The 22,760-nt window shown below is 49.4% G+C and carries 19 protein-coding genes; 6 read left to right on the plus strand and 13 right to left on the minus strand.

All coding sequences use genetic code 11. The features are described from left to right. Positions 1–78: 78 nt before the first annotated feature. From SE18_RS15040 to SE18_RS28250, 4 genes are all read left to right on the plus strand, one after another. Positions 79–4,131, plus strand: a complete 4,053-nt coding sequence (locus SE18_RS15040; protein ID WP_054535281.1) for a phage tail tape measure protein — start codon at positions 79–81, stop codon at positions 4,129–4,131. A 51-nt stretch (positions 4,132–4,182) separates the two neighbouring features. Continuing rightward, positions 4,183–5,547 (plus strand): hypothetical protein, encoded by a 1,365-nt coding sequence (locus SE18_RS15045; RefSeq protein WP_054535282.1) that lies wholly within the window; start codon positions 4,183–4,185, stop codon positions 5,545–5,547. 9 nt (positions 5,548–5,556) lie between these two features. Beyond that, positions 5,557–7,236 (plus strand): hypothetical protein, encoded by a 1,680-nt coding sequence (locus SE18_RS15050; protein WP_054535283.1) that lies wholly within the window; start codon positions 5,557–5,559, stop codon positions 7,234–7,236. 682 nt (positions 7,237–7,918) lie between these two features. Beyond that, positions 7,919–9,568, plus strand: a complete 1,650-nt coding sequence (locus tag SE18_RS28250; RefSeq protein WP_054535284.1) for a DNA methyltransferase — start codon at positions 7,919–7,921, stop codon at positions 9,566–9,568. Between the two features lie 437 nt (positions 9,569–10,005). On the opposite strand, the gene SE18_RS15060 is transcribed toward SE18_RS28250, so the two are convergent. Further along, complete coding sequence (locus SE18_RS15060) at positions 10,006–11,382, minus strand: PIN-like domain-containing protein (protein WP_054535285.1); 1,377 nt, start codon at positions 11,380–11,382, stop codon at positions 10,006–10,008. Between the two features lie 748 nt (positions 11,383–12,130). Between SE18_RS15060 and SE18_RS15065 the strand changes: the two genes are divergently transcribed. Next, positions 12,131–12,907 carry an RNA polymerase sigma factor gene (locus tag SE18_RS15065; RefSeq protein WP_054535286.1) on the plus strand — a complete coding sequence of 259 codons (777 nt, stop codon included), beginning with the start codon at positions 12,131–12,133 and terminating at the stop codon, positions 12,905–12,907. A 76-nt stretch (positions 12,908–12,983) separates the two neighbouring features. Here the strand turns inward: SE18_RS15065 and SE18_RS15070 are convergent, their stop codons facing one another. The 9 genes from SE18_RS15070 to SE18_RS15105 form a co-directional block, all read right to left on the minus strand. Continuing rightward, on the minus strand, positions 12,984–14,642 hold the full coding sequence (locus SE18_RS15070; RefSeq protein ID WP_054535287.1) for a DNA cytosine methyltransferase: 1,659 nt from the start codon (positions 14,640–14,642) through the stop codon (positions 12,984–12,986). Positions 14,643–14,698: 56 nt separating this feature from the next. Further along, the gene (locus SE18_RS15075) at positions 14,699–15,637 is read right to left on the minus strand and encodes a replication-relaxation family protein (RefSeq protein WP_054535288.1); all 939 of its coding nucleotides are present in this window, start codon (positions 15,635–15,637) and stop codon (positions 14,699–14,701) included. Positions 15,638–15,879: 242 nt separating this feature from the next. Beyond that, positions 15,880–16,146 (minus strand): hypothetical protein, encoded by a 267-nt coding sequence (locus SE18_RS15080; RefSeq protein ID WP_054535289.1) that lies wholly within the window; start codon positions 16,144–16,146, stop codon positions 15,880–15,882. Next, a complete protein-coding gene (locus tag SE18_RS15085) occupies positions 16,147–16,746 on the minus strand; it encodes a hypothetical protein (RefSeq protein WP_054535290.1) in 600 nt (199 codons plus the stop codon). Positions 16,747–16,748: 2 nt separating this feature from the next. Then, positions 16,749–16,892: a hypothetical protein gene (locus tag SE18_RS27535; protein WP_160319517.1), complete on the minus strand. Its 144-nt coding sequence runs from the start codon at positions 16,890–16,892 to the stop codon at positions 16,749–16,751. 73 nt (positions 16,893–16,965) lie between these two features. Continuing rightward, positions 16,966–17,718, minus strand: coding sequence for a hypothetical protein (locus SE18_RS15090; RefSeq protein WP_054535291.1), 753 nt, complete (start codon positions 17,716–17,718; stop codon positions 16,966–16,968). Beyond that, entirely contained in the window at positions 17,715–17,927 is a 213-nt protein-coding gene (locus SE18_RS15095) for a hypothetical protein (RefSeq protein ID WP_054535292.1), read from the minus strand. Before SE18_RS15095 ends, SE18_RS15090 begins: the two co-directional genes overlap by 4 nt. 200 nt (positions 17,928–18,127) lie before the next feature. Next, positions 18,128–18,628, minus strand: a complete 501-nt coding sequence (locus SE18_RS15100; protein WP_054535293.1) for a DinB family protein — start codon at positions 18,626–18,628, stop codon at positions 18,128–18,130. A 108-nt stretch (positions 18,629–18,736) separates the two neighbouring features. Beyond that, the gene (locus SE18_RS15105; protein WP_054535294.1) at positions 18,737–19,513 is read right to left on the minus strand and encodes an ArsR/SmtB family transcription factor; all 777 of its coding nucleotides are present in this window, start codon (positions 19,511–19,513) and stop codon (positions 18,737–18,739) included. Positions 19,514–19,769: 256 nt separating this feature from the next. Between SE18_RS15105 and SE18_RS15110 the strand changes: the two genes are divergently transcribed. Next, positions 19,770–20,327, plus strand: a complete 558-nt coding sequence (locus SE18_RS15110; protein ID WP_054535295.1) for a pyridoxamine 5'-phosphate oxidase family protein — start codon at positions 19,770–19,772, stop codon at positions 20,325–20,327. Positions 20,328–20,380: 53 nt separating this feature from the next. Here the strand turns inward: SE18_RS15110 and cmr6 are convergent, their stop codons facing one another. The 3 genes from cmr6 to cmr4 are packed head-to-tail and all read right to left on the minus strand — an operon-like array spanning position 20,381 to position 22,758. Next, positions 20,381–21,379, minus strand: a complete 999-nt coding sequence (gene cmr6 / locus SE18_RS15115; protein WP_054535296.1) for a type III-B CRISPR module RAMP protein Cmr6 — start codon at positions 21,377–21,379, stop codon at positions 20,381–20,383. Between the two features lie 9 nt (positions 21,380–21,388). Beyond that, positions 21,389–21,781 (minus strand): type III-B CRISPR module-associated protein Cmr5, encoded by a 393-nt coding sequence (locus tag SE18_RS15120; RefSeq protein WP_054535297.1) that lies wholly within the window; start codon positions 21,779–21,781, stop codon positions 21,389–21,391. Positions 21,782–21,783: 2 nt separating this feature from the next. Beyond that, positions 21,784–22,758, minus strand: a complete 975-nt coding sequence (cmr4, locus tag SE18_RS15125; protein WP_083469924.1) for a type III-B CRISPR module RAMP protein Cmr4 — start codon at positions 22,756–22,758, stop codon at positions 21,784–21,786. Positions 22,759–22,760 lie beyond the last annotated feature (2 nt).

A 22,760-nucleotide genomic window follows, 5' to 3' on the forward strand; every position in this document is an offset into this window, starting at 1 on the left:
GCCCGCTTTTCACGATTCAGTCAGTAATCGTGGGATGGGCGCGTGGGCGTTCTATTCCCCCAGTAAAGGCGGACGGCTATGGCCGATGAAGAAGAACTAGGGCGTGCCATTATTAAAATCGGCGCGGATGATGCCGAGCTTGACCGCTCAATCAGCAACGCCGAGAACAAAGCCAAAGGCTTCGCGCAATCACTGGCGGAGAGCTTAAGTAGCGCCATTACCACGGCGGTGACTGGAGCCGTGGCCGCCGCCAGCGCTGCGCTGGCAGCTCTGGCCGTGACCGGCGTAAACGCCTTCGCCGGATTCCAGCAACAAATGAACAGCGTGTTCACGCTCTTGCCAGGCATTTCGCAACAGGCCATGCAGGAGATGGGCGAGCAGGTCAAAGACTTTGCCGTGGAGTTTGGCGCGCTGCCTGAGAAGGTGATCCCCGCGCTCTATGAAGCGTTGTCCTCAGGCGTACCCAAAGACAATGTATTTTCCTTCCTTGCTACGGCGCAGAAAGCGGCTATTGGCGGCGTAACCGACACCCAAACCACGGTGGACGGCCTGACGAGCGTGGTTAATGCCTACGGCGCGGACGTACTCAGTGTGCAAGCGGCGAGCGACCAAATGTTCACCGCTGTAGCCTATGGCAAAACCACGTTTGCAGAGATGGCAAGCACGCTCTACAACGTCAACCCCATTGCGGCCAGCTTGGGCGTATCGTTCAGCGATGTATCAGCCGCCATTGCCGCCATGACCGCGCAAGGCGTACCGACCGCGCAAACCACCACGATGCTGCGCCAGCTGTTTGTGGAATTATCACAATCCGGTGGCGAAGTCTCTGATTTATTCCAGCAACTGTCTGGCACCTCGTTCAAGAGCTTTGTTGCCAGTGGCGGCGATGTGCAGCAAGCACTCCAGCTGCTGGAGCAGCACGCCAATTCCAGCGGCGTGGGCATCAATGATCTGTTCAGCAGTGTCGAAGCAGGCAGCGCAGCGCTCACCTTAACAGGCCGTGGCACGGAGATGTTCACGGGCGCACTGGAATCCATGCAGAACAGCGCAGGCGCAACCGAAGCTGCCTACCAGCAAATGGATCAGGGCTTGACGCGCTCGATGGATTACCTCAAAGCCGAATTCAAGGTTTTGCAAACCGATGTGGGCAATGCCCTAGCACCCACAGTGCAGGCCTTCGCTGATTGGCTACACGAGGCCATGCCCCGCATCAGTGCTGTGGTCGTGGGAGCCTTCGAGCGCATTGGTTCAGCGGTGCAAACCGTTGGCCCGTATTTCGCGCAATTTGCCAGCACTGCCAGCGAAGCCTTTGGCCTGTTTATCGATTTAGCATCGAGCGCAATTCAGTGGGGCAGCAACATTGCCACGCAGTTGGCCAATGGGATTATGGGCGGAGCAGGAGCCGTCGTCGATAGTCTTTCGTACATTGGCGACCTCGTGACCTACTGGCTCGAACCCCATTCGCCGCCCAAACTGTTGCCCAATATCGACACATGGGGCCGCGATACGGCGCAAGTGTGGATGGATGGCTGGAATGATGCGCGGCTGCCCACCGATGGGCTACTGGCCTACCTCGAAAGCGAACTGAAATCCATTGAGGATGCGCAGCAGCGGGTCAAGGAAGCGGCGCAAGAAAAGCAGCTGTTGGCCATGATCAACAGCACCGGCGGCAAAGACAGCGACCGCGAGCAGGCCAAGCTGGAGTTGGCCGCGCTGAAGCTGCGCCAAAAGATTCGCGAGGAGCAGGCCAAGGCCGCTGAACAAGAGGTTAAAAAGCCCAAGGCAACCGGTGGCGGGGGTGGCGGCGGTGGCAAATCGCCCATGGACGACGCGGCCAAGAAAGCCGAAGCCGCTGCCCGTGCGCAATGGGAATACAACTTCAGCGTGGCCGGAACGGCTGACCGTTTGCAGATGCTTAAGGACAAACAAGCAGGCTATGCCACGACTGACGCGGAATACTGGCGCTTGCAAGGCCAAATCAATCAGGAGGAACAAAAACGCCAAGCTGAGCTGGACAAACTGGCCAAGGAACAACGCGAATACGAATTGAGCCTCATGTCCACCGAGGATCAGCTGGCACGCTTGCGCCAAGAGCAGAGCCAGTACGCCGAAGGCAGCGAAGAATACAACGCCATTCAGAAGGATATCAATAAGGCCGAGCAGCAACGCCAACGCGAGCTGGATGAAGTCAAGCGCAAGCAAGAGGAAGCGGCCAAAGCCGAGCGTGATTATCAGTATGCCACGGCTGATACTGCTGGCAAGCTGGCAATCTTGCAAGGTGAGCTGGCCAACACCAATGCCGACCAATCCGAATACTGGCGCATCAAAACCCAAATCTCGCAGCTCGAAGCCCAGCAACAAAAGGAGTTAGAAGCTTCCGCCGAGAAGATGAAGGGTGTGGGCGGCGCGGCCAAGGGCGCAGCCAAAGGCGTGGGTGCATTAATTCCACCGTTGGGTGGGATCAAAGACAAAGCCGAGGAAGCCAACCAAGCGCTGAACGATGCGTCGAACGGCGCAAGCGCTGCCACTGATCGCTACACCGACCTGAAGGATCGCCAGCAAGAATTCGTTGCGACCGCTGCACCTGTGCCTTCGCTGATCGACCGGATTCGCAGCGCCTTTACCCAGGCAGCGCCCTTCATCGAATTGGTAAAAGGCGCATTGGGCGGGATTGCGGTGCTCTTCACTGGGATGCAGCTCGTATCGCTGTTCCAAGGCTTAGGCGTAGCGGTGGCCGCACTCGTGTCACCGATGGGCTTGCTCGTGGCTGGCGCGGCAGCGCTTGGGCTGGCATGGCAAACCAACTTTGGCAATATCCGCACGATTACCACCGAGGTGTTCACATCCATTCAGACCACGGTGCAAACCGCGTGGGGCATTATCACCGGCTGGTTCCGCGAGAACGGCGAGCAGGTGGTGACATTCCTGCGCGATGCGTGGGGACGGATTGAAGGTATTGTCAGCACCGTGCTTGGCGCGGTTGGCACGGTCATTCAAACCGCGCTTGGCGCCATTAGAACCTTCCTGCAGGAGCATGGCGAGGAAATCAAGGGCACGCTCTCGCTGGCGTGGGAGACGATTCAAACCGTCATCGATGGTGCACTCGACATTATTGATGGCGCGATTGTTCCGGCATTCCAAGGCATTGCGACCTTCATCAGCGAGCATAAAGACCAGATCACGGGCGTGCTGAGTGGCGCGTGGTCGATTATCAAGGGTATCGTCGAAGCCGCCATGAGCGTGATCCAAGGCGTGATTAAAACCGTGAGCGCCGTGATCAAAGGCGATTGGTCAGGGGCATGGACGGCGATTAAGGATATGTTCGCGGGTATCTGGAATGGCATCGTTGATGTTGTGACCGGAGCGCTCGAAGGTATTTGGAATCTGCTGGTCATTGCGTGGGATCTGATTGGCACGGGCATCAGCACGGCGTGGGACGGGATCAGCGGCTACTTCAGCACGATGTTCGGTGGCGTGCTCGACAACCTGAGCGGGTTCCTCACCAAGTTCAAGGACATGATTGGCGGCGCGTGGGACTGGGTGAAAAAGGCCTGTGACTGGCTCTGGGAGAACATCGCAGGCGGGATGGTCAAATCCTTTGAGGGCATTCTGAATGACTTGAAAAAGCCCATCAATGCCGTGATTTGGGCCGTCAATAAGTTGATTGAAGGAGCCAATACCGTCAGTTCGTCCCTCGGCATGGGCACGATTCCGCTGATTCCGACCTTGGCCGAAGGCGCGAAGAACTGGGCGGGGGGCTTGGCCTTCGCGTCCGAGCCGTGGCTGGGCGTGGAGGCGATGCGAACGCCAAGCGGCGACTTTGCATTGCTCCCGCCGGGTATCAGCAACATTCCCCGTGGCGCGGAGGTATTCACGGCTGAGGAAACCCGAGGCATGGCGGCGCGCATGCGTGTTCCGCAAGGCGGGATGGTTGGCGCACACGGCCTTGACGGAGCAGGTGGACCAACCATCATCAATAACTACTACACCTACACCACGAATGTCGATGCACGCGAGGCCATGAATCCCGCAGCTATCGAAGCCGCCGCCATCCGTGGCGCTGAAAAGGCCATCAAGAAATATACCGAAAAAGCCACTATGCAGAAGAAAACCAATCCATTTGGCAAATAACCAATCGACCTATTAACCAAACCAAAACCCCGCCTAAAGGAGGCGGCCTGTATGACCACAATGCAACTGTTACGCAATGGCAGCGTCGTGATTGACCTCATGCCAGGCGTGAATCCAACCGAAGGAACGACCAGTTATTGGCTCGTCGATGGCTCGTGGCAACCCCACGTGCCCCAACGCGATCGGCGCTTGATCTCCAATGGCGAACAATTCATGCCCAGTGTGCAATCGTTCGCCGTGAACATCTTTGGCGGCACGAATGAAGATCAAGCGTGGACAGCCTATCACGCGCTCATGGCGTTGCTCGATGATGCTGAGCGCTTCTATGAAGAAGGCTATAGCAGCGCGGTGGTATGGCGCACCAAACCAAGCGACAACACGGTGCATAGCGACATGCAGGTGATTGGGCGCGCTGGTGATACACCGATGGTTGGCACATCGCCATCCTTGATCCAAGACAATGATGCCTGGTGGATTCTCAACGTGCCCGTGACCTTCTTGGCGCGCCCGTTGCGCTGCGCAGCGGCAGCAAGCACGAGCAGCACCACTGCCAGCGCGGATGTTGCGCTGATTCACCAACCAAACTTTAGCGGCAGCGCCGCACCGCTCGAAAGCCCAACCAATCTCACGTTTAATGTGGCCGCAGCAGCGTCTGGGGGTGCAGCCACTGGCCTGATTGCCATTGCCCCACGCGGCAAAATGGTCAAAAGTGCCGCATGGAATTTTGCCGATAATTCGGCCAACTGGGTGCAACAAAACCAAGCCGCAGGCGTGTATGCGATGAACAACCGGCTGCTCTTCTATAATGCGCCGTTCGCAACCTATCAAACATCGCCGAACGTGATGAATGATGTTGGCATACTGAATAGCCGCTCGATTATCCAATGGGCCAGCATTCGCACGACCGCACCATTTCTGATTACGCCGATTATCCGCAGCAATGGCGCATCGATTGAAGGCCGCGCCACGTTGGTGGATAGTGCCACACCCATCATTGTGCCCTTGGGCCAAATCAGCTCGCCAACCGTGATCACGGCCCACCACCTTAAGCTGTTGAACCTGACCAATTCGGGAGCCATCTACATCAATGCGATTCTTTCGATTGCCGCCGATGCAGGGGGCTGGGGTGTCATTCCATTTGCATCAATTCCACTCCCAACCGCAGCCACAACGATCAGCGTTGATGCGCGCTACCTCAGCAATCCCGATGCGAACCTGACATACACCAGCGGCGGGGTAACGCAGCCTGTCGCAACCGATACCAACCCGCTGCTCTTAACCAAAGACCTGCAGCTCGATGTGAATCTGTTCGCCGTCAATGGCAGCTCGTGGAGTCCAACCGGACTGAACGCTGCCAGCGCCCGTACCATGACCGTCCAAGCATCACGCCTCAACAGCGCGATCGTTCCCTGTTAGGAGGCTGGAATGCAGTATGCAATTGCTCTTTATGATCCAGCAACGAACGTGCAGGTGGCGCGCTTTGATCGCCACGTCACCGATGCGCAGCTGAGCACCAATGGCTTAACCGCCAGCGTGCGCCTTGCGCCATTCACGGCCAAAACCTTGTATGCCCAATCCCGCATCCTGACCGCGGTCGTCTCACGGAGCGATGGTAAAATTCTGCGCTATCGCACTGTGACGTTGCGCCTGATTGACCAAGGCTTAGCCATCGAATGCCACAACCTGATTGTCGCACTCGATGATCTGGAGTACGATGGCTGGTGGTCAGTCACCAAGCTCGATGGCTGGCTGCCTGTGGAAACCGCCTCATCGACCCCCGAGCGCTGGGAAATGCGGCACGACGATGGCACAATCAGCATGTCACCGCGCAAAAATGAACAATTCAGCAACGCCAAAGGCATTGGCCGCCAATCCTTGTTTATTCCGGCGAATCTCAACAGTACCGGCTTTCAGGTGATCCAATTCGATTGGCGCGCCAAAGGCCCAACCAACTGGTTGGCAACCTTTCTGGCTGCTGAGCGGGACTACACCAGCCAAACGGGCGTGACCACCATCTCCAGCGGCAACAACGTCGCGCAAACAGGCTCGATGTGCTTTACGTTTGGCGCGCGGCCACTCGTCAGTTTTGCGATGTATTTCAACGCGGCAGCGGCGCTCTACATTGGCGAAACGGGCGACGATTATTTGAAGATTAGCAACCTGCGCGTGGCCACCACGTTTGCAAACATGGTCAACACGACCACGAGCGGCGCGATTGCCGTTGGCACCGCCTTCGTCACCGTGGCCAGCACCGCCAACATCAGCGTGGGCCAACGCCTGACCATCGAAAGCGGCGGAGCCAATAGTGAGAGTGTGATTGTCTTAGCGGTTAATGCGACCCAATTCCAAGCAGCATTTACCAAGACCCACGTGCTGGGCGTGACCGTGCGCGGGATTGTCGTGACCGATAAAGAGATCGTCGAAGATGTGGTGATCAAAACGCTGGCAACCAATCCCAATACGGGCATCAAGCAAAGCACGGCGCGCGTCAGCAAGAGTGGCCGTGATTGCCAAGAGGCGGCATGGTCAGCGAAATCGGGGTTAAGCGTCGTGCAGGAATTGGCCGACTGTGCACGCTTCGTGACCTATGTCGATGATGCGCAGTATTTCTACTATGGTCTCAAAGAAGTGGGCCGCACCTTCGCGCTCGTCGATGGCGCGATTGAGCTTGAAAAGGAGCTGGGCGACGCGACCAATCAAGTGCGCGTGGCCTACAAGAACGCCAGTAACCAGCCCATCTATACCGCCTTTGCCGAGAATACCAGCGAGCGCTATGCTCTAGGCACAGTCCGCCAACGCACGATTGCGAGCGAAACCACCGACGCAACCGAAGCGGCCACGTTGCGCAGTGTGGCCTTGCTCGATGCTGCGCCCACCATTCGCTCAAGCCTGACCGTGCGCGCCGTGCGCAACGAATACAACGTGCGCGAGCCGCTCGACATCCTTGCACGGGGCGATACGATTACCGTCGGCGATTTTTCCGGCGCAATCAATAAGCGTAGCTATACGCTCGCGGAAACAGCGGTTAATCTCATCAGCGGCGAAGTGACCGTGACACCCGAGGCCCCGATCAAGCAGCTCGACCTGTGGCTGGCGCAGGGCTAAAACAAGCGAGCACTTGGGAATTTCCCAAGTGCTCCAGCCATTTGCTCAATCCCCAACTGCATTGCACTACCGTTTCACTACCATTGCAGTACCGTTGCACTACGGCTTCACTACCACAAACATCTATCAACCCACTGCCAGAGCGGCCTAGACGGTCATTTAGTACCCCCAACACTCTTAATAGCGACTCATGACCACACCTTGACCGAATCACGTCCTTATCTTGTCCGAATCATACGAGTGTGTGAGCCTGCTGCCAGAGTGGCTAGTCGGCCATTTCGTGGGGCCAACACTCTTAATAGGGCGCTGTTAGGGCTATCAGGCTGGAGGAAACCAAAAGCGATTCTGGTATCCAGTAGGAATATCAATATTTAAATTATCTCAGTGATTAAAAATTTCAATCATCATTATCAAATGCTTTTTATCGTTATTCTTTATTCAAAGTAATCAATAATTTAATCAAATAAGAACATTTGTTCTATTATATCAAGTATAAAATCATTGAAATACAAATATACATTAGTCCTATTTCTTAATAGGACTTGAATAATATCTATTGCTATTTCGATATGTTTCCTATATAACCATACTAGACCTCCTTTCCCTAACATAGAAATCCCGTCAAAACATTTGTTCGTTATTCCTTACCTCGTTGTAATCCTTTTGAATTATGGGAGTGATTATGCAACTTGGGGAATCTAACATCCTCTATTACGGTGATAACCTTCATGTTCTGCGTAAGGATATTCCCGATGCAAGCATCGATCTTATCTACCTTGATCCTCCATTCAACTCGCAGCGAAATTATAATGTTCTCTTTAAAAATGAGTCAGGCTTTGATAGTGAAGCTCAGATTATGGCATTTGAAGATACATGGCATTGGTCTATCTCTGCTGAACAAACATATAATGAAATTGTACAAAATTCCTCGTTTCTTTTATCATCATTCATGACATCATTACGCCAAAGCTACGGAACCAATCAAATGCTCGCCTATCTTGTCATGATGACCGCTCGACTTATTGAGCTGCATCGGGTGTTGAAGCCAACCGGAAGTCTCTACCTTCATTGCGATCCAACCGCTAGCCACTATTTAAAGATTATTTTGGATATGATTTTTGGGGCTGAAAACTATCGTAATGAAATCGTCTGGAAGCGACGGCAAGGAATGCACAATACCTCACGCCGCTTTGGTTCTGTAACGGATACCATCTTTTTCTACACCAAATCAAATAAGTATGTTTTTAATAAGCAATTTGGGGAGTATAACCCCGAATACATCAAAAAGTTTTTTCGTTTTGAGGATGACAAGGGTGTCTACGCGCTAGCCGATCTTACAAACCCAGCAGACAGACCGAATTTAAAATATGAATATAAAGGCTATCCGTCGCCCCCAAAAGGATGGGCTGTTTCTCGGGAACGAATGGAGCAAATGGATCGAGAGGGAAGACTCTATTTCCCGCCCGATCCACAAGGAAGGATACGGCGCAAGCGCTATCTTGATGAGTTAGAGGGTCAACCGATTGAATCGTTATGGGATGATATTCAACCAATTTCCCCTCATTCAGCCGAAAAACTTGGTTATCCTACCCAAAAACCATTAGTTTTGCTCGAACGAATTATCCAAGCAAGCAGCAAAGAGGGTGACGTTATCCTTGATCCGTTTTGTGGCTGTGGCACCGCTGTTGCAGCAGCTCAGAAACTTGGCCGACGCTGGATCGGAATTGATATCACGAGTCTTGGTATATCCTTACAAAAATATCGGCTCCAAGCGATGTTCCCCGGCATCGAATTCAATGTTGAAGGGTTTCCCAAAGATGTTGATGGCGCAAAGACCTTGTTACAAACGGATCGCTATCAATTCCAGTGGTGGGCGTTATCGCTCGTTCGTGCCCGGCCAATGGGCGGGGAAGAAGGCAAACCCGGGAAGAAAGGGCGCGATCGCGGGATTGATGGCATCATTCATTTTATTGAAGAAATCAATGGGCAACCAAAAACAGTCATCGTTCAAGTAAAAAGTGGGCATGTGAAAAGTGGCGATATTCGCGATTTACGCGGCGTTATCGAACGTGAGCAGGCTGCCATTGGCGTGTTCCTGACGTTCGAACCTCCAACAAAGGAAATGCTTAACGAAGCACACAAGGCTGGCGTTTACGAAGCTCGTGGATGGTCTCTTGAATGCCCTCGTATTCAAATTCTGACCATTGCAGAGCTGCTTGATCCCAAAAATAAACGGCAGGTCATCATGCCACCATCATATCGAACGTTCCAAGAAGCTCCTCGCGTCATGGCGAAGCCGCAGGTTGTGCAGCATGCCCTAGATATCGCATGAACAGGTTTGATATCTAAAGTATACTGCAATCGTTCGTAGGATACTGCGCAGGCACACGAGCAAAATGACAATTCACACCACACCCCTGATCGATTGTACAGCCTGAATCAGGGGTGTGGTGTTTTAGCACTCAAATTCCAGTATCTTGAGGGATAGTGGACAAATGAAAAACCCACGCCGTGTGGTGTGGGTTTTGTGATCCCCGCGAGAGGATTCAGGTTTTTCGACTGGTAGTTGTACCTGCCCAGCAGGCGAGAACAAGCGCTACTGGTTTTAATCCCCCAACGAGGATACCGAGACTATACACGATGCGCCCAGCTGGCGCAAGCCCCGCTAAAACCACAAACGGCTCGCAAAACGGAGCCGCTTGTGGGAGAGAAGAGAGAGGAGAAGGTTTGGCCTAAGTTTAGCAAAAATAGGCTAAATGTCAATTCCAACTATCTATCATATAGATTAATCACCTCGTCAAATTGACTCCTGATACTTTCCAATTTTATTTCAAGACCATCTGACATATTATGCAAATTTCTAAAATAATCTATAGAAATTTCATATTTATTACGTGTATGGAATAGACTATAGGAAATCTTTTTATTTATATTTTGATTAAAAAAATTATGATCATCTTTTACTATAGTATATAAATCTTTCATCATATATAAAACACCATTTACCCTATTCAATATATAATGTATATTTTCATCGATTATAACTGGGTTATGTGTTTGCGTAAGTTCTTGTAAAATACTTACTTCATTATCAATATAACCTAAACTTGAATCAATAACGGAATTTATTGATGGTGACTCATTTTTTCTAGGCGGAGAATGAGTTAATTGATTTCGATATCTTCGTTCAATCTCCATCATTCTTCCAAATGCTGTATCTTGCTTCTTATCCAGAATAATTTTTTCATTAGTTGATATATCTTGTAAATCAGATAAATCTATGTTTAAGTCGAAATATTTCTTTGATGATTTAGAGAAGTCATCAAAACTATATATCATAAAGTAGTTAATACCTTTATTACACACCTCTTCAACTAGCTCTCTCCTTGCTCGTTTTTCATCCATCCAATCACTTTTATTGTCATCTGTTATCAATATAATACTATGTATATCACTATGAAATGATTCAACATGGTTAAGTATTTGTTTCCATATAAAAAAATCACCATACTTTGTAGGATATTTTTTACCATTAAAGGATAGGAAATCACCAATACTATCCTTTTTATCATCGTTGAATCCCGGTGGTATCTTTTCCGTGAAACGCCCTTCCGCCTCCCTACAAAGCGGCTCTATATCACTAACAGAAAAATTACCTCCAATATTAGTAAATATATCAAGTATTTTATTCAAAATATTAGTATTTCGTTGAATATGAGTTTTATTTTTCCGAAATTCATTAATGTCATTTATTGATTTATCGATATTAGATATCAGGGATGATAATGTTTTATCTTTTATAATCTTCAAGTTTCTTTTAGATAATTCATCTAATTTATTTTTAATATCGGATTTTGATTTTTCTAATAAATTTATAAAGTTTTGAATATCTTTTTTCGATATATTTTGATTCATAGTACTATGTATTGCTGAAAATTCTAGAGCAACATGATGTGGTATCCATAATCGACCCGCCTTATTGAGATCCTCAAATAATTTCAGATATTTCTCTAGTGTTTGATCTGTCATATAAAAAAACTTTCGTAAGATATTAGTATCGACTATAAATAGGCAATTTTCCCATACCGCATCGATTTCATCATCACTGTATGAATAAAAGCTAGGGAATAGTGATCTCATTGTCATTCTGCAATCCTCCTAAGAACCAAAGATGCCAAATAATCTTAGCAATCCCTTCGCAAGGATTAAGAACTGTATATACATATTGGCTGATGAAAAACCTTGATAGTACCAACAGGGGAAGATCCGCTGCAATCCCCTCACAAGGATGCACCTACTATAGCGCATTGGATTACAGCATGCAATATTCATTTAACATATTCAGTTTGAGTTTAAATAAAAAAGCGCCCTAGCCAGTCACGGCTAGGGCTGCTCTAGCATTTAATCTTCAAATTTGATCGTTGACTTTTACATACCACATTGTTAGGATTATCTGCAATACAAAGAACCACCTATAAAGTGGCTTTTGCGTAGAACGATAATTTGTTTATCCCTCACCGTGCTGAACTTTCCTAGGGCCAAGCACGGTAAGGGAGGAGCACAGCGTCATGAATGGTTCACCGTCCACGACCGCCAGTGATGAGCAGCTAACGCCACCCGAAGATCTAACGAACCCAAAACACCGTAACTGGATGCAAAAGGTACGTGACTTTTTTGCTTGGCTCGTACCAATTGTTACGGTTATAAAATTGCTTTGGGATCTCTTCAAGTCCATTATAAAGTAGATAGACTTGTCAGCATCTGTGGGTCTGTACAATCCACAGATGCCTCTACTTATATTAGATGCAAACGATCTAGATTTTTCCAATTGTTCTCCAGTATTTAAGCAAACTCAAGGTTAAGTTAAGGTTATAGTAAGAGTTTAGTGAAATTTATGAGTACACCATATCACAAAGATAATGACCAAGATAATATACTGGATGCAACATCATCCAACAATGTATCGAGCCTGTCTCCATCTGAAATTGAAGAATATTCTAAATCTATTAATATTCCTCAAAATTTCAATAAAAAAGAAATAGAAAGAATTATTATGAATTATCATCGTGAACATAAAATGATAGAGTCATTGATAAATAGAGATAATTATGATCATTTACAACAATGGAATAATTTATATATAATGTCAAAAAATTTTGTTGATAAATATTATAATGAAATCTTTGATTTGAATGAAATTAGGCGTTATTCTGAAGATATAGTACAAGATATTATGTTAAATATTTATAATGGATTAGATGGCTTCAGATATTATTCGAGGTTTAAAACGTGGTTTTATAAAGTTTCTATTAATACCATTTTGCAAGATTTCAGAAAAAGAGGATCTATTTCAAGAATAGGTGATTATAGATATTTTTATGACTCAGAGTATATATCATACCCAGACAATTCTGATGAAATTATAGATAACATATTTATGGATAATATATTATCTTCCTTAAAGGAAGCTCCTGATGAGAGGTTGCAGCAGGTCGCTCGTCTTTATTTTATAGAGGACAAGAATATTTATCAGATATCAAGTATACTCAATATAGGTAAAAGTCGAATCCATCAATTGTTGCAAATGGCTAGATCACTTTTACAAGATCAAGTTCGATTGAATTATACCGATGATCTTGACCTTGTAAAATTTGATCAATCTAATGAGTAATTAGAAAGAATTTCTAATTACTTCTAAATCCTTGTATCAAGTAATGCACGACATACACAGCAATCATCGCAGTAGATTAACTTAATGATGCCATCACCTGACCAACGATCCACTGCATGACTGGTGGTGTGACGGCATTGCCGTATTGCTTCACCTGCTCGCGCGCATTGCCCAGCACCACATACTCACGCGGAAAGGCCATCGCTGCACCCACTTCATGCGGCTGCAACATTCTGAACCCACAATCATCAACACTTGGCGTTTGCGGTTGCGCCAAATAATGCACGGCCATGCCAGGCACGGTTGGCAGAGCCTTGCCTAAATCATTGGTGCGATGGTCGCCATCACCACCATAGTATGAAACCGTGAAGGGTTGCGGTGAAACAAGGCCATATTGGCCGCTGGTGGTTTGGGTTGGGTGTGGGCTATCAATGCTCACATCAGGGCGAAAATAATTCACTGAAGTCAGGAAGGGTGGTACAACCACGGCATGGCGATCGCGCGTGGTCACTGTGCCCAGTGCATCACTCTGATGGTTGGTTGTATCATTGCCATAGTAGCTGGTAATGAACGGTTGGACTAAAGCATGATGGACACCACTGACACACACCGTTGCTAATGCTGAATCAACACCACGAGCAGTTGAGTTATTGTGTAGCTCGGCAATGAATGGCGGAACAACTAAGCCCCGATTCCATCCAGCCGTTTGCGTTGGCATGGCATCGCTCACATTGGTTGCGCGCAAGTCACTGTGATTTGGGCTAACCATAAATGGCGCGCATAACCCAAGCTCTTGGCGGGTACTTTGGGTTGGTAGAGGCTCGGTGCTTGACGTGCTACGGCGATCATGAGTTTCGTGAGTATAGCCCATTGGGATAAATAAGGCGTTCGGCGCAAAGGGGTGGTTGGCATATTTTTCAAGCCCATAGCGAATACGCGCCATGGTCTTTTCTTTGAGTGGCCGCTTTCGATCGGCAATGCGGGTGATGGGCAGTGACCAGTCAATAGCGTTGGCGGCGCAAAAGTAGAAGGGCTGCACCGCGCTGGCACACTGTGGGCACAAGTAGCGATATTGGGCTTTGTATTTCCCGAAGGGCTTAGCGGGATTCTTCCAGACCTGTACAGCTCGCACGTTGGTAGCGCATTTTTCACAGCGTGCCACGGGGTGATAATCCAAAACAGGCGCGCGGTTGCCTTTGCGCCAGAACACGACATACATGCGATCGCGCGATTGTGGCGTTGGCCACACAAACATGGAATTCAAGAAGACTTCTTTATGCGCATAGCCCAAGTCGTGCATGGCCTTGAGCCATGCGTCATAGAGAATCCATGAGCGTGCATCGGGCACGTTCTCAACAATCACCACCTTATATTGGTGATGCTCGGTGAACCGCACCACGTCCCACATCGTGGCGCGTGAGCGCTCTGCCGATGGGTCAGGCTGGCCATTATCCAAGAGCGAGATTTGGCGTGTTGGGCGCTTCACACCTTTAGCAAGAGAATGGTTTGTGCACTCAGGGCTAGCAATAAGAATCGTCGTGCGTGGGTAGCGTCGTGGATCGCAGGCTTGAATATCCGTGCAATCGTGGTCGGTGTCAGGGTGATTGGTGTTATGGGTTTCGATTGCCAGCTTCCAATGGTTCAACGCCATGCGCACGTTGGCCCCAGCGTTGACCGCGCCTGTGCTTGAACCGCCAGCACCACAAAACAAGTCCGTCACGGTAATATCGCTCATTGGCTGATTGCTCCTAAAACAAAACCGCGCCTCGGAGTGAAGCGCGGTTGGTATATTTATGCGATGATCTTCTCAAACCACGCCGCTCGTAAAAAGCGATGTGGTTGCTGAATGCGTTGCCCTTCTTTTGTATATTGGGTTGTCCAGATCGGTGCAAGCACCTCCGATGCACGAACATCGTCGATAGTGGCAATGAGTAATTGACTGCCAGGCCAGCCCATTTCCCACGCATCAAGCACGGCCCTTTTGCGGCGTTCGCTCGGCACCGTAAAGGCAATCAATGGCCAGTTATAGCGCCCTTCCCAATAGCGCGATCGATATAATTCACGATACGAGTTGGCTTTGCCAGTAATAATGCTCAGTTCCTCGGTGCCACGATCGATTTCAATCGCATAGAGTTGATCAATCTGCCCTGGCTGTTGGCCAAGACCGAGCCACGGATACATAGACGAGCGCTCACAATCGGGCAGTGTCGCATCAGCCCAGCGGCGCACCACCACAATCCCGTCAGCACGTGGCCGCGCGTTTGGGCCCAAGTCCATCTCAATATAACTACTCATGCCGACAATGCCAGGCACATACGACAGCGATTGAATCAAACTGGTGATGACCTCGGCATATTCAATCTGGTGTTCAGCTTGATGTTGGGGATTGAACATCGTTGGAGCCAAGCGTTCGATCCCTTCCTCTAATATTGGAAAGGCCTGTTTGACGATCTCCCAACCCAAGGGCGTGAGGCTATACAAGCGGCCATGGCGCGTCCAGCCGAGTGCACCACGTGGGTCATAGCCGTGGGATTGAAAGTGTTCGCAGTAGGTAATAAGTTTGGCATCGACGAGTTTCGCCAAGGTGCGATTAACCGTCTGGATGGTCACCGTAAACGGATGGCCCCATGCCGTGCCAAGGTGGCGCGAGAGTAAGCGCCCAATGCGGGCAATCAAGAGTAAGACCTGCATCTCGATCGAATTAAGACCAATCGATGTGGAATGAGCCATGGAATACCCTCCTCAGCATGAGAACGGTGGCTGTGCAGCCTGTTAAAGAATGTCAGCACGACTAAACGGCCATTTTAGGCCATTCTGATGGGCTATTTTATTTTTGGCGGTTTGTGTGTGGTAGCAATGCAGAAAGAACACGGAATGAACACGATTTGAATGCGTCTATTCCATCAATACCAAATGACAGCGCTCAAATACGAAAACCGCGCCTCGTGCGCTGAAGCGCGGTTTTGCCCCATTTAATTGTGGGAGACGGCTACTTGTTCACAGCGATACTGATGGTAGAGCAAGAGCATGAACAATTTCGTATATTCTTGTTGATATTGCTGGTGGATGCGCTGGGTTCGTTTTAAATACCGACGCTTCATCATGCGAATGTTGATTGGCTGGCGTTTGATTGCTGGCTTGTGGCGCTTGGGCGTAATGAATGGCTTTTGGCGACTATTGATCACCACTACTGACGCAATAAGTGCGATCAGCGTGGTGACAATGATGAGTCCTTGCATTTATGCACCGTTCCCTTTCAGCACATCGCGAACCCCACGCACGAATTGTCGGATCATCGGCTCGGCGCTCAATGCCACCAGTGCGGCCAGCAATCCGCTCATAATCGCAAACCACCAATGAGCACCAAATACAGCATGCAAGAATTCATGGATGTACCAGCCGGTTGCGGTCGCGTCGAGTGAGCCAACGATGACCGCATAGGTCAACCGCATGCGATCGACGTGCACGAAAAAGTACGCTATTTGTTGATACCAGGGTAAATCCCTTGGCACCTTCACCCCACGCCACAAATGTTGGCCCACGAACGAGATCACAATATGACCAAGACAGCCAATAAAGAACCAGTCGAGCACCCCAGCTTGCACCCAAATGCCGTGGTATTTCAGCCAAAGGCCGCCGAGTACAACTGCGCTCGCTGTTGCCAAGCCATTGGCAATCCATAACACGATCCAAATCAAGAGCATGCTCGCTTCCGCGATCAAACGGCTGCTGCTCACAAACTGCCAGCGTGTTTTCACGGTCGCGTTCTGTGGCAAGCCACGCGCAACTCGCACGCGGCGACGATATTCCAGTGGCCCTAAGGGCGTTCGTGTTGTCATAGTTATGCTTTGCTCCGCTTCCAGGCGAAATGAACAATACAGGCTGCAATGATCATCAGCTTGATCGGAGCTGGCACATACTGGTAGAGACCATAACCCAAAAGAGCGCCAGCGATAGCAGCGAAGATTACATAATGCTTTGGCATACATTGCTCCTAAAAATGAACGAACCACGTCAACCAAGAACGTGGTTCGCTGTCAACTTCAAATTGGTCGGTGTCAACCAAGACTGGTTGACACTGTTTCGCGGTAGCGCTTGACGTGTCGCCCGATGTGTTGACGACTTGGCTCACCACCGAGCAGGTCACTGATCTGTTGGTAGCTCATGCCTTGAGCATTCATGGTTGACCATTCGGCAGCGCGCTTATCAAAGGTGGTTGACGGCTCAAGCGTCTGTGATTGATCGGGGTCGTGCTCAATCAACAAGGGCGTGTCAACCGATTCGTGGTCTGGTTGACTGTCAACGTTGACAGGTTGCGGCGTGATTTGCAGGCCAATCTTGTCATCTTCGAGTTGTCCACGCTCAGCGGATGCGACAGCGATACAGAGCGGAATGAAGAGCGCGAACGCAATCGCAATGCACCAGCCAATCCACGAGGGAATGGTTGACGGCATGTGGGTGACAAGGTAAATCAAGTTCAGCCCAAACGAGATAACCAGCGCGACACCGAGTAAGAGCGCAACTAATTTGCCGCGCTTGAGTTGTCGCCGCTTGGCGTAATCGTAATAACCAGTAATCACCCATGTCGCACCGTCAACCAACAATGTCATCAGGCCTGCGACAATCTTGCCAATGACGGAGCCATCGCTGAACAAGGCCAGAGCACCGACCATATGCGCGAAGCTGACAATGATGGTGCCGAGCGACAACCAGAAAAAGCGTTGTTGTTGTCGATCAATCGCTTCAAGCTCTACCAGCTCGGCAGGCTTGCGTGACATTTGCACGGCGATCTTATCAATCTGATAACTCACGCTGCTCCCTTCTGCTTGACCACGGTCAAGCGTGTGGCATGTTGCCAGGCAGCTACGATTGGTAACTCAATCAATGCCATCGGCTGAGCGGTTGGGTCATGCTGTTCGCCAGTCGCTGGGTGGGTTGCTTTATGGGCCTTATAATCATTAAGTGTGCTGGAGCTATGGGGGCAGACGGGACAATACCAAATAGCGGTTTTTGTTGTCATCGGTTGCTCCTAAAATGAAAAACCACCAGTGCGCTACTGGTGGTTGTGGGTGGTTATATTGCTACGTTTCTGACCAGTGGGGTTCGATACGCAGTCCATATTTGGGGCATGGTGAAGTTACAGGTTGGTGGTTGGCTGCCCACCCGGCTCACCAACCAGGGCTGTTGCTGAAAAGCAACAGCCCTTTTGTTATGCCAAAATTAGGCTTTGCCTCGGGCTTGCTGGCCAAGAACCATGTGCAGATGTGCACTATGCTCTTGGACATGGCGTAGGCTATAGATCATCAGCTCGCCAAATGGTACTTCGCCCCAACTAAATGAGCACAGCCGCTGAGCTTGTTCGATGCTGAGATTCATGATTGTGCTTTGGGTGGCTTGGCGGCAATGCTCCAAATACCCCAGCAACTCGCTGGGCGTATAGGTGCGCGGCAACGTTTCATTATCGCGCATTTCTACCAAGGCAAAGGGCGCTGGTGGCATAAAGCCTTCTTCTGTGCCAGTTAAATAGAGATCGATCCAAAAGAGCGTGTGATAGGCCAGATACCAAAAGTTGGAAAATCCGGCAGCAACCCACTGATCTGGCTCATCTGGCCAGAGTTGGCTTTCCCACAAGTGCTCAGGGCAAGCACGAATGGCTTGTTCAAGGTTGGTGATTGCAAGATCAAACTGCCGCCAGAGCATGCTTTGGTCAATAATCCCCATTGCGATCAATCCTCAGCTAAATTGGCTAAAACGCCAGCAACGGCTCGCAAAACGAGAGCCGCTGAGGCGTGAAACATGAAAACTCGTCAGTCGTGCCGAAGCGAATTTCTAATATTGTTCTGGTAACGACTCGCCGGTTTCCAGTAAGGTCTTGAGGTTGCTGAGAATCCACGTCCAGCCACCACTGTTGAGACCTTTATAGGTTGCGGTTTCGCCGTCGAAATCTTCGTGTACAACGGTAACTTTAGTAATACCATTGGGCATGGCTTCAAGCTCCCAAGTTACTTTGGTTGGCGCATCTGCATTCATTGGCGGAAATAAAGAGTGGTAACTATGCACCAAGCGGTTCGGCGCATCGGCCACCAGCACTTCGCCTTCAACAATCGCCGAACCATCATACATATTGTAGGTAAAGGGCGAACCAACGCTTAAGTCGGTTTGGAGCGTCGTGCCATAGTAATAGCGGCTGGTAAACTCGGGCTTGGTAATCGCATCCCACACTTGTTGTTGTGACGCTTTGATAATTGTTTGATAGACTAATTTTGGTTTTGCTTCACTGGTCATGCTGTTACTTCCTCCTTCAAGTGCCATTTTTAAATCGATTAGTGCCATCGCTCTGCCTGCGGCATATTTGTTCATCCAACGGTCGGAAATAAGCTGGATTGGGACTGGATTGAGATAGTGCAAGCGCTCGCGACCCACCTTGCGCGTCACAATCAGTCCAGCTTCTTCAAGTACGCGCAGGTGTTTCATGACCCCAAATCGGCTCATTGGCATTGCCGACTCCAACTCTTTGAGCGTGCGGCCATCGCGCTCAAACAGTAGGTCGAGCAACTGCCGACGGGTTGGGTCTGCAAGAGCCCGAAAGACAAGTTCTTGTTCCATAGCTGTATTATATGTGACTAAATGGTAACATGTCAAGCGTTTTTTAGGTCAAATTGGAACTCTTGTGCGAAATTGCCTAGGCTAAACGTGCAAACCTTCACATACCTTGCCTCCTGTAAAAATCTAGAAGCTTGCTGCACATGGAACAAGTAGGATTCAGCGTGCTAGCAGCATTCACCATCCCAAGACGCGCTGCCAATTGCCTAATAACGTATGATGTTTCTAATCGTTGAATTGCTCGTTGATGGAGTCCAAAATGGCAAAATTGTACCCTGACATAACTGCTGAATTGCAAGCATTTATTGCTCAGCAACCCTTGTTTTTTGTGGCCAGCGCGCCACTTGCAGCCGATGGTCATGTCAATCTCTCGCCCAAAGGCCTCGATTGCCTGCGCGTTCGTTCGCCGCAGCAGGTGGCTTATCTGGATTTGACTGGCAGTGGTAATGAAACATCAGCGCATGTGTTGGAAAATGGCCGGATTACCCTGATGTTTTGTGCTTTTACTGGTGCGCCGCGAATTCTGCGTTTATATGGCCGAGGGCGGGTCATTGTGCCCACAATGGAGGCGTGGGCAGCAGAAAGTATGCAGTTTCCAGTCTACCCAGGCATGCGCCAAATCGTCGTCGTTGAGGTCGAGCGGGTGCAAACATCGTGTGGTTTTGGCGTGCCCCTGATGGATTTGGTTGGGCAGCGCGATACGGCCTTGCGCTGGGCCGAAGCCAAAGGCGAACAAGGCCTAGTCGATTATCGCGCTGAGAAAAATATGGTGAGTATTGATAGCTTGCCAACCCATTTGGCATCTGAGGCTGATTAATTAAGAACCAATGGAGCCACATGAAGTTATTATGTGGCTCTATTGGTTCACATTTAGGAATGTTGATCAATAAATGTGATTAATTCGCTAAACCATGACTTGGCTTGAAAATCTTTTTCACGCATGACAACCCGTGCCATTTTAATGATGGTTTCGGCAGCCTCACGTTTTTGCTTAATACCTTCGAGTTCTCTCCACTGTTGGATATAGCGGCCAATTTGACTAGCAAATTGATTGGGCCTCAACCGATTGAAATCAGCCAAAAATTGCTCTAAGGCATCTTGGTTGGTGTCGCGTGGTGGTGGCTCTAACTTCAAACGGCCATAACCACTAGACGTTTTGGCGCCGATACCATATTCCTGCAAGGCTTTTTCCAGAATTGCAAACGCTGCTGTGACCCACGCTTCTTCGCCACCGATGGCAAATAAATAGCTGCCCGTTGCACTCAAAAATGCGACCGGATTGGGCGAGTCGAAGTCGGTTGGTGCTTGCAACGAACCACCCTGTTGATAATTCATATGATGTGGGGTCATCACATCAATTGCCAAGGGCTGACTGCTATTGGGAATATACAAGGCATCAAAGAACGTCAAATAGCCTGCGCTGCTCGGATGCCCGAACATCGTTTGGTAGGCATTCAACGGGTTTTCTGGCTGGGTTTCTGAGCCTTTGGCCCAATCGTCGCCAAGCTGCTGGCGCGCATAGGCCGCGACGAGGCCCTTGATCGCGCTGCCTGGAATATAGGGCACGCCATAGGTGTGGTGCAAACAGATTGAGGTTTCGATTGGGCTGGCATTCCCCAAGCCCACAATCATGCGCCCTTGGACTATGGCTTCGCGACAAATAATATCAGGCTGGTTAAGACTAGCTTTCCAACGATCAAAAAAATAATTGTAGAGGGCTGGAACTTTCAACCCAGCTACTTGCTCAACCAGACTGGCTTTGGCTTTGGTTTCATCATCAGCGCCAGCTTCGGTTAAAAACCGATCCAGCCATAAACCTGCATGCGTTGTGGGGGCTGGCTTGATTTGGGCTAATGCTGTTCTACGCATCACAATACCTCACTCATCAGTTTGATTGGTTACATCGCTGGCATCAAGATCAAGGATCGATTGGGCAAAGCGCTTGAACCACACTAGCACTGCTAGGGTTTTGCGCGTCAGTTGCATATATTCAGTAATTGAGGCTTCTCGACTAGCCCTAAGTAAATCCTGCTCGCCAAGCACTGCCGCGAGATCGCGCAGAAAATCTTTTTGGCCCTGTTTTTTGCGGGTGCTGGCAAAATGGAGTGCTTGCACCAGCCCGGCACTCCGAATCATTATTGGTAAGGTGAATGCCATTCCACCATAATTGTCTTTTTTAGTTTTGTCTTCATTTTTTGAATAGGCCTCAACCTTCGTATGCACCGCAATCGCGTAGCGCTGTTCAAGCGTTTGGCGTTCTAACAAGCTCATGTTTACGCTCCTTCTGCCAAGGCTAAGCGGCATAGTCCGCGCCCAACAGTGGCATTACCGCCAAATTGAATCAGGTTTTGATTTGCCACTTCCTTGATTGCTTCATAAACAGGATCTGGCTTTTTTTCAGCCTTTTGGGCATTTGTCTTGGTCTCTTTTTGATCATTAATCGCTACAATTCCGGCCAGGATGCTTTCGGCTGGCAAGGCTTCTTCATACCATAAGCCACCTTTTTCCACAACCTTGGTATCATCGTTGAGTCGAATGCGGGCGGTAATTTCGGTGGCGGTTGTCACCAAGAAATTAAAAATCTCATCATGCACAATACATAAGCGTTCGTGCAAAATTGTTTTCCATGTTTCGTCTTGGGCAAAAATTTGTTCACCGAGCCATGCTGCCCATTCATCTGCTAGCTTGGTTTCGGCTGGAATATCCAAATCTTCTAGGTAAACAGTAGCTTGTCCACTCAAAACGCTTTGTTGGGTGATTAATGCAAGTGCCTGATCTTGGCTGGAATCGTTCGCCTGCTTGCGGATTGTATCGGTGGCTGCAATTGTTGGAAAGTTATCTGAATTTGTAAAGCAGGTTTTGGCTTCGCGAGCAAATCGATTAAGCACATAGGGTGAGGTTACCCATGCAAATGTGCCATATAAGCTGCGAATTGGCAGTAACAACAGGCGTTGATCAGCAAAAATCGCATCCCCTGCCTGGTCTTGAGTACCAAATAGGCGATTCTGCTGATCTTCCAATGGTTTGCGTTGAGTTTTATCTGCTTCGGTAAGTTCTTTTTTATTCCAATTGGGTATGCGCAGACCATTTGAAATATCGCGAATTACCCCTTTGACCGATGAACCAGGAATATAGGGCAAATTGGTGGCTTTTTCGCGAGCAATCGGCATATCAATGACATCAATGCTTTGGCCAGTGCCCGCATGAATTGGCGAAAGTGCATGCACAAATAGCAAATGAGTTTGCATTC

It is taken from the genome of Herpetosiphon geysericola (assembly GCF_001306135.1).
GTDB lineage: Bacteria > Chloroflexota > Chloroflexia > Chloroflexales > Herpetosiphonaceae > Herpetosiphon > Herpetosiphon geysericola.

Coding starts and splice junctions, on each gene's coding strand:
- SE18_RS15040 (WP_054535281.1), top strand. CDS start 79: ATGGCCGATGAAGAAGAACTAGGGCGTGCCATTATTAAAATCGGCGCG.
- SE18_RS15045 (WP_054535282.1), top strand. CDS start 4,183: ATGACCACAATGCAACTGTTACGCAATGGCAGCGTCGTGATTGACCTC.
- SE18_RS15050 (WP_054535283.1), top strand. CDS start 5,557: ATGCAGTATGCAATTGCTCTTTATGATCCAGCAACGAACGTGCAGGTG.
- SE18_RS28250 (WP_054535284.1), top strand. CDS start 7,919: ATGCAACTTGGGGAATCTAACATCCTCTATTACGGTGATAACCTTCAT.
- SE18_RS15060 (WP_054535285.1), bottom strand. CDS start 11,382: ATGACAATGAGATCACTATTCCCTAGCTTTTATTCATACAGTGATGAT.
- SE18_RS15065 (WP_054535286.1), top strand. CDS start 12,131: ATGAGTACACCATATCACAAAGATAATGACCAAGATAATATACTGGAT.
- SE18_RS15070 (WP_054535287.1), bottom strand. CDS start 14,642: ATGAGCGATATTACCGTGACGGACTTGTTTTGTGGTGCTGGCGGTTCA.
- SE18_RS15075 (WP_054535288.1), bottom strand. CDS start 15,637: ATGGCTCATTCCACATCGATTGGTCTTAATTCGATCGAGATGCAGGTC.
- SE18_RS15080 (WP_054535289.1), bottom strand. CDS start 16,146: ATGCAAGGACTCATCATTGTCACCACGCTGATCGCACTTATTGCGTCA.
- SE18_RS15085 (WP_054535290.1), bottom strand. CDS start 16,746: ATGACAACACGAACGCCCTTAGGGCCACTGGAATATCGTCGCCGCGTG.
- SE18_RS27535 (WP_160319517.1), bottom strand. CDS start 16,892: ATGCCAAAGCATTATGTAATCTTCGCTGCTATCGCTGGCGCTCTTTTG.
- SE18_RS15095 (WP_054535292.1), bottom strand. CDS start 17,927: ATGACAACAAAAACCGCTATTTGGTATTGTCCCGTCTGCCCCCATAGC.
- SE18_RS15100 (WP_054535293.1), bottom strand. CDS start 18,628: ATGGGGATTATTGACCAAAGCATGCTCTGGCGGCAGTTTGATCTTGCA.
- SE18_RS15105 (WP_054535294.1), bottom strand. CDS start 19,513: ATGGAACAAGAACTTGTCTTTCGGGCTCTTGCAGACCCAACCCGTCGG.
- SE18_RS15110 (WP_054535295.1), top strand. CDS start 19,770: ATGGCAAAATTGTACCCTGACATAACTGCTGAATTGCAAGCATTTATT.
- cmr6 (WP_054535296.1), bottom strand. CDS start 21,379: ATGCGTAGAACAGCATTAGCCCAAATCAAGCCAGCCCCCACAACGCAT.
- SE18_RS15120 (WP_054535297.1), bottom strand. CDS start 21,781: ATGAGCTTGTTAGAACGCCAAACGCTTGAACAGCGCTACGCGATTGCG.
- cmr4 (WP_083469924.1), bottom strand. CDS start 22,758: ATGCAAACTCATTTGCTATTTGTGCATGCACTTTCGCCAATTCATGCG.